Source organism: Bacillus sp. C-3-6 (assembly GCF_054509685.1).
Genome location: NZ_CM137247.1, coordinates 155001 through 168022, shown reverse-complemented (window position 1 = coordinate 168022; position 13022 = coordinate 155001). Strand labels below are relative to the sequence as shown.

Annotated in this window: 8 protein-coding genes, 9 tRNA genes, 2 rRNA genes and 1 pseudogene (1 of these 20 only partly in view); all 20 read right to left on the bottom strand. The window is 38.0% G+C overall.

The annotated features are described in order from the left end of the window. Nucleotides 1-55 precede the first annotated feature (55 nt). Nucleotides 56-622, bottom strand: a complete 567-nt coding sequence (locus tag ACW0JX_RS00980; RefSeq protein WP_095689905.1) for a DUF4256 domain-containing protein — start codon at nt 620-622, stop codon at nt 56-58. A 107-nt stretch (nt 623-729) separates the two neighbouring features. Beyond that, entirely contained in the window at nt 730-2694 is a 1965-nt protein-coding gene (locus ACW0JX_RS00975) for a S9 family peptidase (protein WP_095689906.1), read from the bottom strand. Between the two features lie 251 nt (nt 2695-2945). After that, complete coding sequence (glmS, locus tag ACW0JX_RS00970; RefSeq protein ID WP_459245256.1) at nt 2946-4748, bottom strand: glutamine--fructose-6-phosphate transaminase (isomerizing); 1803 nt, start codon at nt 4746-4748, stop codon at nt 2946-2948. A gap of 12 nt (nt 4749-4760) precedes the next feature. Beyond that, nucleotides 4761-4947: pseudogene (locus tag ACW0JX_RS00965) on the bottom strand (hypothetical protein). 288 nt (nt 4948-5235) lie between these two features. Then, entirely contained in the window at nt 5236-6582 is a 1347-nt protein-coding gene (gene glmM / locus ACW0JX_RS00960; RefSeq protein WP_000521476.1) for a phosphoglucosamine mutase, read from the bottom strand. Further along, nucleotides 6575-8074: a CdaR family protein gene (locus ACW0JX_RS00955; RefSeq protein WP_459245255.1), complete on the bottom strand. Its 1500-nt coding sequence runs from the start codon at nt 8072-8074 to the stop codon at nt 6575-6577. The genes glmM and ACW0JX_RS00955 overlap by 8 nt, the downstream gene beginning before the upstream one ends. Beyond that, complete coding sequence (cdaA, locus tag ACW0JX_RS00950; protein ID WP_001115697.1) at nt 8067-8888, bottom strand: diadenylate cyclase CdaA; 822 nt, start codon at nt 8886-8888, stop codon at nt 8067-8069. The genes ACW0JX_RS00955 and cdaA overlap by 8 nt, the downstream gene beginning before the upstream one ends. 248 nt (nt 8889-9136) lie before the next feature. Beyond that, on the bottom strand, nt 9137-10030 hold the full coding sequence (gene rocF, locus ACW0JX_RS00945) for an arginase (protein ID WP_000711581.1): 894 nt from the start codon (nt 10028-10030) through the stop codon (nt 9137-9139). Nucleotides 10031-10240: 210 nt separating this feature from the next. After that, the gene (locus tag ACW0JX_RS00940) at nt 10241-11386 is read right to left on the bottom strand and encodes a glycerate kinase (RefSeq protein WP_000869577.1); all 1146 of its coding nucleotides are present in this window, start codon (nt 11384-11386) and stop codon (nt 10241-10243) included. Nucleotides 11387-11502: 116 nt separating this feature from the next. After that, nucleotides 11503-11575 (bottom strand) — tRNA-Ala (locus ACW0JX_RS00935). 10 nt (nt 11576-11585) lie between these two features. After that, nucleotides 11586-11657, bottom strand: a tRNA-Gly gene (locus ACW0JX_RS00930). 5 nt (nt 11658-11662) lie between these two features. Next, nucleotides 11663-11738 (bottom strand) — tRNA-Lys (locus ACW0JX_RS00925). 5 nt (nt 11739-11743) lie between these two features. Next, a tRNA-Gln gene (locus ACW0JX_RS00920) sits at nt 11744-11818 on the bottom strand. 65 nt (nt 11819-11883) lie between these two features. After that, a tRNA-Tyr gene (locus ACW0JX_RS00915) sits at nt 11884-11967 on the bottom strand. Nucleotides 11968-11983: 16 nt separating this feature from the next. Continuing rightward, nucleotides 11984-12059: transfer RNA gene (locus ACW0JX_RS00910), tRNA-Val, on the bottom strand. Nucleotides 12060-12064: 5 nt separating this feature from the next. Further along, nucleotides 12065-12139 (bottom strand) — tRNA-Glu (locus ACW0JX_RS00905). Between the two features lie 21 nt (nt 12140-12160). After that, nucleotides 12161-12233 (bottom strand) — tRNA-Thr (locus ACW0JX_RS00900). 4 nt (nt 12234-12237) lie between these two features. Continuing rightward, a tRNA-Asn gene (locus ACW0JX_RS00895) sits at nt 12238-12312 on the bottom strand. A 9-nt stretch (nt 12313-12321) separates the two neighbouring features. Continuing rightward, nucleotides 12322-12437, bottom strand: a 5S ribosomal RNA gene (rrf, locus tag ACW0JX_RS00890). Between the two features lie 90 nt (nt 12438-12527). After that, nucleotides 12528-13022, bottom strand: a 23S ribosomal RNA gene (locus tag ACW0JX_RS00885); it runs 2427 nt beyond the window's last position.

Below are 13022 nucleotides of genomic sequence, written 5' to 3'. Positions count from 1 at the left end.
AATATAAATAAGAAAAAGAGCCTGAGTATAGGCTCTTTTTCTTATTTATCCTAATTTAAAATTTTAACGAGCCACGAAAACCTCTGGCAGCATAGTAAGAGTCTGCTCCATTGTGGTACACGAAAACATGTCCAAAGCGATAATCGCAAAATAAAGCACCACCGAGTTCTCGAATATCTGAAGGTGTTTGTACCCAACTTGATGATTTCATGTCAAAATCGCCAAGTTGTTGCAATTCCCGATACTGTTCTTCCGTTAATAATTCAATGCCCATAGCATTGGCAACATCAATAACGTTATTTTCTGGTTTATGTTTTTTTCTTGATTCTAACGCTTCAAGGTCATAACAAAGACTTCTGCGGCCTTTAGGACTCTCCTTTGAACAATCATAGAAAGTATATTCGTCCTTTTCTTCATCATAACCGACAACATCCGGCTCACCGCCAGTTACTTCCATTTCGTTAAGTGACCATAATTTTTCAGCATTAGCTTCTATCTTAGCTTCAACCTTAGCCCATTCAAGACCTTCATGGCGGTTCATATTTTTCTCAAAACGAGCTTGCAATACTTTCAATAACTCTTGACGTTTTTCTACTAGTAAGTCATTTTTATTTCCTGTCATATTAGTCCTCCCTGATGTGTGTACAGATATTAGTTTAAGTATATATTTTATAATAAATCATCTCAAGATGAAGACCGTTTCAGCCTTATGTCTTGTACAAACATCCATTATAAAGTTCTAAAACCCTCCATACTTTCTCCAAGAATATAGTGTGAAAACCACATCAAATTCTGCTTCATAATAGCTACATTCATTCCCGGCTGATTAGGACTATATGCCATTCCTTTAAATATAATTAATTCTGTATCCACTTCCATATCCATTAATCCTTGATATAGATCATATGCATTTGTAATTGGAATTCTTGCATCCTTTTCTCCATGCTGAATTAAGGTAGGCGTACAAGCTGATTTAATATACGTCATAGGTGATGTCTTCATATATATATCTGGATCATTCCATGGAGTATTTCCTAAATACATTCTAATAAAGTAAGGTATATCTGTATTTACATAATGGTTACTCCAGTTAGTGATTCCACCGCCAACTGAAATAGCTTTAAATCGACTACTAAATGTAGAACAGAAAGCTGATACATATCCACCGTTGCTCCATCCCATAACTCCTACTCTATCCTTGTCTACCATCCCTTTTTCTACTAGTTCATCCACTCCAGATATAACATCATCGTAGTCAGCAATCCCCTGTTTTCTATAGTTAGCTTTTAAAAATTCATTACCATAACCTGAACTTCCTCTGTAATTTGGTTCTAAAATGATAAAGCCTTTTTCGATAAACTGTTCAATCGGATATTTCTCATTGAAGCAGTCTGAAAATATCGGAAAAGACGCCCAAGCCGGACCGCCGTGAATTACTACTAATAAAGGATATTTTTTATTAGTATCAAACTCTACTGGCGTTGATAAAACACCTTCTATTTCAAGACCATCGCTACTTTTCCATGAGATGATTTCCCTGTTACTTCTAAGTTTCACTTTGAAAAAGCTATTTTCATCCGTTATTTTTTTATTGTCTAAATAGATTTCAAAGGTTTCATTTGTTATTGCCTTATTGTAGGATATATATTTGCCATCCTTTGTTATAGAGGCATCCATTATAAACCCATCTACTGGTTCGTTTAGCATTTCCACAGTGCCATTCTCACATAGCAATCCAATACGGTAATTCGTTTTATCCTGCCATCTAATTAAAATCCCTTTAGCCGTCCACTGTAATGGCATAACCGTACTATCAAAATTTATTAAAGGTTGAATTACCTCTCCCGTATTCATATCATATATCTCTAATGTACTATCTTGTATATGGTTTCTATAGTAATCCTTCTCTCTTATGCTTGCTGAGTAACAAATTTTGCTGCCCTCTGGAGAAAAGCAGACACTCGCTCCTAACAACTTATTTATATTCATCTTTTGTAGTGCCCCAGCTTCAACATCTAATATGTATAGATCACTATTCATATAATCGTTTAAGTTTGGTGTAACCATACATACAACCTTTTTCCCATCATTTGAAATATCAAAGTTATGTATATAAAAATCCTTACCATCCGTTAGTTGATAAGCACCTTTAATCTCGCGTTCCTCTTTATCATTTTGTATTACCTTTTCTATCTCAATGTAGTATAAACAATTATTTCGATGTTCCTTACCTACATGGTGGAAATCTCCATATAGTTCCTTACGTTTCTTTATGCCCTCACATTCTTTTGACTGTGCAATATAATAAAAACCTTTACCAGTAGGCTCCCATTTGAATGTATTAACTCCATCCTTCTCATTCGTAATTTGAACCTCACTACCACCGTCTATTGACTTAACAAAGATCTGATTTGTATTAGCCCCGTCCCCACCTGGGCTAAGGTATGCAATAGTCTTAGAATCTGGAGACCATAATGGATGTGTACTATCTATATCTCCATTTGTTAGTGGGTAACTCTGCCCTTTATCTTTCTCATATATCCATACATGATTTCTATACGCATTGTCTTCCCAGTTAGCTGTCTTCTTTACAAATGCTACGTTTTTGCCATCATCACTTATATTTGTACTCGCTAAGGTCGGTAATGAAATAATCTCTTCTATACTTAAATATGTTTTTGCTTTCACTTCCATATAATAAGCCCCCTTATAATGTCCATGAATCTATCGTCTCTTCTCTTCATAATAAAGAAAATTGTTCACGCATACTTAAAATGATAGCGGAAAATTCAGATAAATAAAAGTAAATCTGATAAAGTAAAAATTTAATCTATAGGGTTCTATTCACCTACCAATTTTAGATTTTCTTTTTCAATAAAAAATACCCCTTTAGATACAATATCTAAAGGGGTACCGATTCATATATTTATTAACCTACCAATCTCCTACTCAACAGTAACAGACTTAGCTAAGTTACGTGGCTTATCAACGTCACACTCGCGGTGAAGTGCTGCGTAGTATGAAATAAGTTGTAATGGAATAACTGCTACTAGCGATGCTAGTGCTTCGTGTACAGCTGGTAATACGAAGCTGTCTCCTTCCATTTCTAAGCCTTTCATTGAGATGATACATGGGTTAGCTCCGCGTGCTACTACTTCTTTCACGTTGCCGCGAATTCCAAGGTTTACGTGCTCTTGTGTAGCAAGTGCGATAACTGGTGTACCATTTTCGATTAAAGCGATTGTACCGTGTTTTAACTCTCCTCCAGCAAATCCTTCTGCTTGGATGTAAGAGATTTCTTTTAGTTTTAACGCACCTTCTAATCCTACGTAGAAGTCTACGCTACGTCCGATGAAGAAACAGTTACGCGTTGTCGCTAAAAATTGTTTTGCTAATGCGTCCATTTCTTCTTTTTGATCACAAAGTTCTATCATTGCATTTGCTACAAGTCCTAGTTCGTGTGTTAAATCGAAATCAAGAACTTCACCTTTTGCTTTAGCAATATCAGCTGCTAAAATTGAAAGTACTGCAAGCTGTGCTGTGTAAGCTTTCGTTGATGCAACTGCAATTTCTGGTCCAGCATATAACGGAAGTGTATAATCAGCTTCACGAGAAAGAGTAGAACCAGGCACGTTTGTAATTGTTAATGCTTTATGACCCATTTCATTTGTTTGTACAAGTACTGCACGGCTATCAGCAGTTTCACCACTTTGTGAAATGTAAATGAAGAATGGTCTTTCTGTTAATAATGGCATGTTGTAAGAGAATTCACTTGCTACATGCACTTCAACTGGCATTTTTGCAAACTTCTCGATAAATTGTTTTCCAACAAGACCTGCATGATAGCTCGTTCCACATGCAATGATGTAAATACGATCGCTATCTAAAATCGCATTGCGAATGTCTTGATTTAATTCAATCTCGCCATTTTCATCTTGATACTTTTGAATTATATTACGGATTACAAGTGGTTGCTCATCGATTTCTTTAAGCATGAAATGAGGGTATGTTCCTTTTTCAATATCACTTGCATCTAATTCCGCTGTAAACGGTGCACGTTCAATCGTTTCACCTTGTAAGTTTTTAATTGTAATACTTTCTTTCGTTACGATTACGATTTCTTTATCCATTAACTCAATAAATTGATCTGTAACTTGTAACATCGCCATAGCGTCGCTCGCCACAACATTAAAGTTGTCACCAACACCTACTAATAGCGGGCTTTTGTTTTTAGCAACATAAATCATGTTTGGATTTTCAGCATCAAGTAATCCGATTGCATAAGAGCCATGTAAAAGAGATAGCGTATTACGGAACGCTTCTTCTACACTTAATCCTGTGCTCACTTGTTGTTCCATAAGCTGTACGATAATCTCTGTATCTGTTTCACTTACGAACGTTACATCTTGTAAATATTCCTTTTTCACTAATTCATAGTTTTCAATTACACCGTTATGAACTAGTGTAAAGCGTTTTGATGTACTTTGATGCGGATGCGCGTTTACTTTACTTGGAACACCGTGTGTAGCCCAGCGTGTGTGTCCGATACCTACGCTTGCTGCTACGTTCTCATCTACGATTTCACGAAGTTTTGCGATACGGCCTTTTTCTTTGTATACAACAACACCGTTCTCTGCTTGTACTGCAATACCTGCTGAATCATATCCACGATATTCTAGCTTTTCTAAACCTTTTAATAAAATTTCCTTTGCATCTTGCTCTCCAATAAATCCTACGATTCCACACATGTTTAGTCGCCGTTACAAATGCTTACACTGCTCTGCGAACATGTAACGACATAGTCCGATACCATTTTTATTTATACTAAAAAAACGGATTACATATTGCTAGCCCTGTAAGCTTGTAACGGCTTTCACCTTCCTCTCGATTGGGTTTAAGTCCGTATATACTTATACAGCTAGTTTTCATCCGTTCCTCTTCTCTCATCACACTTTCACCTTTGTCCACTAAGTCACCTTAATGATTTAAGTAAAAGTTTGCGGTTGTGATGAACAACCGGGAGTCATCCGCCGAAATCTCGATAAACCCCACCTCGTCAACTACACTATTTGTAGTTCTGGCGCTTTTATAATTCACAATATTTCCTTTGAGAAAAAGAACAAGACCATCTTATAACAAACATGGATAAACCGTCAATGAAATTTTTTTCATCGTCTATAAAACATATGAAAAAGGAGCACTTTTTGTGCTCCTTTTTCATATAAATTCAGCTAATTACTCAGCGCCAACTTCGGCTTTCACAACTTCTACAATGCGATGTACATATGCATCACAAACTTCTTGTGTTGGTGCTTCTGCCATTACACGAATAAGTGGCTCTGTTCCAGATGGACGAACAAGAATACGGCCATCACCGTTCATTTCTTCCTCTACAACACGAATAATTTCTTTAATTTTTTCATTTTCTAATGCTAATTTTTTATCTGTTACACGAACGTTTACTAGCAATTGTGGGAATTTCGTCATTTCTCCTGCAAGCTCAGATAATGGTTTTTTCGTCATTTTCATGATGTTTACAAGTTGAAGTGCACTTAACATTCCGTCACCAGTTGTAATGTAATCAAGTAAGATAATATGGCCTGATTGTTCTCCACCTAAGTTGTAACCACCGCGTTTCATCTCTTCCATTACATAGCGGTCACCAACTGCTGTTTTATCACTTGTAATATTGTTTGCTTCAAGTGCTTTGTAGAAACCTAAGTTACTCATAACAGTTGAAACAACTGTATTATGTTTTAATTGACCAGTTTCTTTCATGTACTTCGCACAAATAAACATAATTTGATCACCGTCAACGATGTTTCCTTTTTCGTCTACAGCAATTAAACGGTCGCCATCGCCATCAAAAGCAAGTCCGATATCCGCACCTTTTTCTTTTACCAATTCAGCTAAGCCTTCTGGATGTGTAGATCCTACACCCTCGTTAATATTCATACCGTTTGGAGAAGTTCCCATTGTTGAAATATCAGCTTCTAGGTCTGCAAATAAGTATGGAGCTAGAGACGAAGTTGCACCATGTGCACAATCTAAAGCGATATGTAGGCCAGAGAAATCTTCTTCAACAGTTTGTTTAATGTACTGTAAATATTTTTGTCCACCTTCAAAGTAATCACTCACTTGTCCAAGATTAGTACCTGTCGGACGTGGTAGTTCATCAACTTCTTTGTCTAATAAAGCTTCAATCTCAGCTTCTTGCTCATCTGTTAATTTAAAGCCGTCTGAACCAAAGAATTTAATACCGTTATCTTGTACTGGATTATGAGATGCAGAAATCATAACACCTGCTTGTGCATCTAGTGCTTTTGTTAAATAAGCAACGCCCGGTGTAGAAATAACGCCAAGGCGCATTACTTCTGCTCCAGTTGATAATAGACCTGCTACTAAAGCTCCTTCTAACATATGACCAGATACACGTGTATCACGACCGATAATTACTTTTGGACGATCTGTATCTTTTGTTAATACATAACCACCAAAACGCCCAATTTTGAAAGCTAATTCAGGTGTTAACTCCTTATTTGCAACTCCACGTACTCCATCTGTACCAAAATATTTACCCATTATGATTCGCTCCTTTTTCTTGCTCTTTTTGATTATGGTTATCTACCGTTGGTTCTTGACTATTTTCTTTATCTTTATCTTTATCTTTATCTTTATCTTTATTTTGATTACTTTCCTGTTCCGTTTCTTTTTCTTGATTGGATTCAGGATTTTTTGGCTTCTCATTTTGATTTTCTTGATTGGTGTTTGAATCCGGTTGTTGACCGTTACCCTGTACTTCTTTATCTGGTTTTTCTTTCTTTACAATAGTAACTTTAGCACTTTTTTGTTTTGGCTCTATTGAAATATTACCAGGACCACTCACTTGAATAGAAATATCTTTCGTCCCTGAAGATACATTTTGCAAATTAATTACCGCTGTTATTTGGGCAGCTGTTATTTTATCTACTATACTTGCTTCTCCTGAAATATCAACACTTATCTTTCCATCTTGCGGCGAAATTAGCTGAGCCGTAACATCTTTAGAAAGTCCATTTTTTTGGATTGGGATGCCATCAATCGTTTTTGTTTTCGTTTGTTTTGTTTTTTGCACTCCCACTGAAACCTTCACTTGATTCGGTTTTGCACTGGTTACACCCTTGGGTAATAAAACAGAGGCATCGAATGTTGTAGACTCTGTCAATTGACTAAGATCTACTTCGACCCCCTCTAGCGATTGTATATTATCCAAAATATCTTTTGGACCAGCTATCGTTACCTCTCTTGGCTCGACACTGATATTTGTAACTGCCAATCCTTCTGCTAAACTCCCCTTCTTCGTATACGTTACAGGAACAGTTTTTTCAGTATTATTGGCTGTAGTTTGCGTTGCCACATTCAACGTTACACTAATTTTAGATGGACTTGTTCTTACATTTAAACGTTTTCCTTCTTTATTGTATAATGTAACTTCGGGCGTTTTTGTAACAGTTTTATTAACACCTTTTAAATCAACATACGCTTTGGCAGATGAAATGCTTTCAATTTCTTCTTTCGTCCCAACTACCTCAACAGTATCCGGTTTAATGCTTGATTTTTCGAGAGTAGCCCCCGCTGGCATTTGATCCTCATTTGATAATTTCAAATCTACATGAACATATTTTCTCGCCTTTTCATGAAGAGTAACTTTAATTGTTGATGGCTGAACTGTTCCTTTCACATCGTCTGGAAGCCCGTTCGTTTTTAAAGAAATCTCATAAGTTCCTTTTGGACTATCTCGCAAATCAATTGGTATGTCAAATTGTTTTTTTGCTTTTGCTGTAGCAACTGATGCTTTTGGGCCTTCTAACTTCACCTTAACGCCCTCTGCTGGAATACCACTTACAATATATTTCTCCTCATCATACTTAAGATTAATCTCATAATTAGTTAATGTTTCTTTCGTATCATTTGCAAAAGGTAATATACCTGATGTCGTATTTTTCTCAGTTAACGTCGCTGACATAAAAAGCATACACGCCAATAGTAATGAGATCCCTTTTAAAAACCAATGATTCTCCATTAACTTATCCATGACGCTTTCTCCTCCAATTCCATAAAGACGAAGAAGTCGTTTTTTCGTTCCCACTAAATTCAGCTAATAACATATCCTTCAGCTGTTCTGTCTTCAAATCACGATGCAACTTACCATTTTTCGTTAAAGAAATTTGACCAGTTTCTTCAGACACAACTACTGTAATACTATCAGTAACTTCACTAACTCCCATTGCAGCACGATGTCTAGTTCCTAATTCTTTAGAAATAAACGGACTTTCTGATAATGGAAGATAGCATGCTGCTGCTTTAATTGTACTTCCTTGCATAATTACCGCTCCGTCATGAAGAGGTGTATTTGGAATAAAAATATTAATAAGTAATTCCGATGATACGTTTGCATTAAGCGGAATACCCGTTTCCACATAATCACCCATACCGGTCTCTTTTGACAAAGTAATTAATGCACCAATTCTACGTTTCCCCATATATTCGGTTGCTTTTGCTATCGCTGTTGCAACCATTTCAGGTTCATCATCCTCATGCGTTCCAACACGCGAAAATAAACTCCCGCGCCCTAGCTGCTCAAGTGCTCTTCGCAATTCTGGCTGAAAGATAATAATAACGGCTAAAAATCCCCACGTTAATACTTGTTCAGTTAGCCAAGATAGCGTACGCAATTCAAGGAAAATACTGATCATCTTAACGACGATAATAACTGTAATCCCTTTTAAAAGTTGAACAGCTTTCGTCCCTCGGATTATAAGAATTAGCTTATATATAATAAACCATACAATGGCAATATCTAATGCCGTACTAAGATATTTCAAAATGGTCGTATCTTCAAAAGGCATGCTATCCCTTCCTCCTACTTACGAGCAATTCTATCCGTATATTGAAATATTGTTTTATGCTCTATCTGTATGTATTTCCAACAACTAGTTAATTATACCATACATGAAACAAACGACAATTACAAACAACCCCCTTTAGCTCAAATTGGTAAGATGTCAAACATTTTTATTGTACAGTATAATATAAATCATTATTATACGCTTATTTTCAAATAAAAAAAGCAACTTCTCAGTTGCTTTTCTTACATTTATTTTAGTTTTTCACCGAATAAAGAACCCATTAAAGCAACTGCTGTTGTTGCCGTTCTATTTCTCTCATCTAAAATCGTATTTACCTCAACAAATTCAGCAGATGTGATAATATCCGCTTCTGCCAACATTTCCATCGCCAAGTGGCTTTCACGATAAGATAGACCACCAATTACAGGCGTCCCAACACCTGGTGCATCATGAGGATCAAGACCATCTAAATCTAATGATAAGTGTACACCATCAGTATGAGATAAATATGCGATTGTTTCTTCCATAACAGCCGTCATCCCCATACGATCAATTTCATGCATTGAGAACACTTTAATACCTTCATTGCGAATGAAATCTTTTTCTCCTTCATCCAATGCACGCGCACCGATAATTACGACATTCTCTTTTTTCACCTTTGGATATGCTCCATATAAATCTACAAGTGAAGAATGTCCATAACCTAAACTTGCTGCAAGTGACATACCGTGAATATTTCCAGATGGTGAAGTTTCCTCTGTATTTAAATCACCGTGTGCATCATACCAAATAACACCTAAGTTTTTATAATGTTTTGCTACACCAGCTAATGTACCGATAGCAATACTATGGTCACCACCTAATACAAGTGGAAAACGACCTTCTTCTATAATATGATCCACCTTACTTGCTAATTCATTACATACAGTTGCAACTTGTGTAAGGTTTCTTAATTTTGTATTTTCATCTATCTCTTTTTCTCTCTCTATACGTATATCTCCCATATCTTTAACGTTATATCCAATTTCTTCAATTCTTTCAATTACCCCTGCATAACGGATTGCGCTCGGTCCCATATCAACGCCACGACGCATCTGCCCTAAATCCATTGGAACTCCAATAACTGAGATTTCTTTTTTCATAGATAGTATCCCCCTTCTGTGCCTTCACTAAATATTTTAAATCTTTTATATAGTCTGACTCAACTCGACATTTTTCTGTATGGATATACAAATTATTCACTTATATTCACGTTGAAAATCAAATTTCAAGACTATTCTATGTATAAAGTTAACTTAATGAAACAATCACAATCACTATTATTAAATAATAATAAAAAAACACCCCTACATTTAGAAGTGTTTTTCTGACGCTATTTTCCATACTGTTGCAATATTCTTCGTTGTCATTTCAATATTTTCTTCTGCTACTCTATATGCTTCTTCTAGTGTCATCGGTCTCGTTGTAATACTAAATACCGCATCTATTCCTTTCTCGTACACGGCTGAATAATCAGATGATACAGACCCTCCAATAGCAATTACAGGCACAGAAAAACGTTTCGCACGCCCCGCAACACCAACAGGAGCCTTCCCATATGCAGTTTGTTCATCTATTCTACCTTCACCAGTTATAATGAGATCTGCATCTTCTATATGTTTATCGAAATTTGTATAATCCAATACAATTTCAATGCCCCTTCGCAAGTCTCCCTTTAGCACTGAAATAACAGCCGCTCCCATTCCTCCTGCTGCCCCTGCACCAGGTATTTCAGATACATCAGAAGATACATATCTTTTAAGGATATTCGCATAATGTTTTAAATTCTCATCTAGCTCTTTCATCATCTCTACATTCGCACCCTTTTGTCTCCCAAATACGAAAGATGCTCCCTGCATTCCGACTAATGGATTATCCACATCACATGCCGCTTCTATCTTTACCCCCTTTAAGCGTGGGTCCATTTGTGAAAAATCAATAGCAACAATCGAATGTAACGTACCTCCAGATGGATCTATTACTTCACCCTTGTCATTTATAAATCTTACTCCTAAAGCTGCTAACATGCCTGCCCCACCATCGTTTGTAGCACTTCCTCCAAGTCCTAAAATTATGTACTCCGCCCCTTGATTTAGCGCATGTAATATAAGTTCTCCTGTTCCTTTTGTCGTTGTAATAAGTGGGTTTCGCTTTTCAACTGGAACGTGCTGTAATCCTGATGCTGCTGCCATTTCAATAAAAGCTGTCTTTTTATCTTTAGACACGCCATAAAAAGCTTGTACACTTTCTCTAAGCGGTCCTGTCACACTAATTGATATAATTCTCCCCCCTGTAGCATCAACAAGCGATTCAACCGTCCCTTCTCCTCCATCTCCAATTGGTATTTTCACATACTTTGCATTAGGAAAAATTGCTCTAAAACCTCTTTCAATAGCTTCACATACTTCTATAGCTTTTAGGCTTTCTTTATATGAATCAGATGCAATAACAACTTTCACAATTATCCCCCATCCCTTATTTTTACGTTTTCTTCATTTTAAACGATAAATATAAAAGTTGTCTTTTTAAACACAAAAAAGCTTACATCATATGATGTAAGCTTTTTCTATTTAGATGGAGCCTAGCGGGATCGAACCGCTGACCTCCTGCGTGCAAGGCAGGCGCTCTCCCAGCTGAGCTAAGGCCCCTTAGTAATAAAGCGGAAGACGGGATTCGAACCCGCGACCCCAACCTTGGCAAGGTTGTATTCTACCACTGAACTACTTCCGCGAAAATGGTGAGCCATGAAGGATTCGAACCTTCGACCCTCTGATTAAAAGTCAGATGCTCTACCAACTGAGCTAATGGCTCGTAAATGGCTGGGCTAGCTGGATTCGAACCAGCGCATGACGGAGTCAAAGTCCGTTGCCTTACCGCTTGGCTATAGCCCATTAATATTTACTAGTATGGTTATCTTCTCAAAAAAATAAACCCTTTCAGGTTATTTTTAAGAAAATGGTGGAGGGGGGCAGATTCGAACTGCCGAACCCGAAGGAGCGGATTTACAGTCCGCCGCGTTTAGCCACTTCGCTACCCCTCCGACATTTAAACATATATGGTGGAGGATGACGGGATCGAACCGCCGACCCCCTGCTTGTAAGGCAGGTGCTCTCCCAGCTGAGCTAATCCTCCAAAAGTGGTGACCCGTACGGGATTCGAACCCGTGTTACCGCCGTGAAAGGGCGGTGTCTTAACCACTTGACCAACGGGCCAAAAATTTAAAAACTTTTCCAAGCTTCCAACCGGGCTTGAACCGGTGACCTCTTCCTTACCATGGAAGTACTCTACCAGCTGAGCTATGGAAGCATAATGGCTCCGCAGGTAGGAATCGAACCTACGACCGATCGGTTAACAGCCGATAGCTCTACCGCTGAGCTACTGCGGAATAATACAAGCCTGGCAACGTCCTACTCTCACAGGGACAAGGTCCCAACTACCATCGGCGCTAGAGAGCTTAACTTCCGTGTTCGGTATGGGAACGGGTGTGACCTCTCTGCCATCATTACCAGACTTTTATCATTATACACATTCTTTTCAGAATGTCAAAAGGAATTTTAAATATATATTCCTTCAAAACTAGATAACATTGCTACATATTATATGGTTAAGTCCTCGATCTATTAGTATTCGTCAGCTCCACATGTCACCATGCTTCCACCTCGAACCTATCAACCTGATCATCTTTCAGGGATCTTACTAGCTTACGCTATGGGAAATCTCATCTTGAGGGGGGCTTCATGCTTAGATGCTTTCAGCACTTATCCCTTCCGCACATAGCTACCCAGCTATGCCCTTGGCAGAACAACTGGTACACCAGCGGTGCGTCCATCCCGGTCCTCTCGTACTAAGGACAGCTCCTCTCAAATTTCCTACGCCCACGACGGATAGGGACCGAACTGTCTCACGACGTTCTGAACCCAGCTCGCGTACCGCTTTAATGGGCGAACAGCCCAACCCTTGGGACCGACTACAGCCCCAGGATGCGATGAGCCGACATCGAGGTGCCAAACCTCCCCGTCGATGTGGACTCTTGGGGGAGATAAGCCTGTTATCCCCGGGGTAGCTTTTATCCGTTGAGCGATGGCCCTTCCATGC

Excerpts from the sequence above, each read along its gene's own strand:
- ACW0JX_RS00980 (WP_095689905.1), bottom strand. The coding sequence starts at position 622 with ATGACAGGAAATAAAAATGACTTACTAGTAGAAAAACGTCAAGAGTTA.
- ACW0JX_RS00975 (WP_095689906.1), bottom strand. The coding sequence starts at position 2,694 with ATGGAAGTGAAAGCAAAAACATATTTAAGTATAGAAGAGATTATTTCA.
- glmS (WP_459245256.1), bottom strand. The coding sequence starts at position 4,748 with ATGTGTGGAATCGTAGGATTTATTGGAGAGCAAGATGCAAAGGAAATT.
- glmM (WP_000521476.1), bottom strand. The coding sequence starts at position 6,582 with ATGGGTAAATATTTTGGTACAGATGGAGTACGTGGAGTTGCAAATAAG.
- ACW0JX_RS00955 (WP_459245255.1), bottom strand. The coding sequence starts at position 8,074 with ATGGATAAGTTAATGGAGAATCATTGGTTTTTAAAAGGGATCTCATTA.
- cdaA (WP_001115697.1), bottom strand. The coding sequence starts at position 8,888 with ATGCCTTTTGAAGATACGACCATTTTGAAATATCTTAGTACGGCATTA.
- rocF (WP_000711581.1), bottom strand. The coding sequence starts at position 10,030 with ATGAAAAAAGAAATCTCAGTTATTGGAGTTCCAATGGATTTAGGGCAG.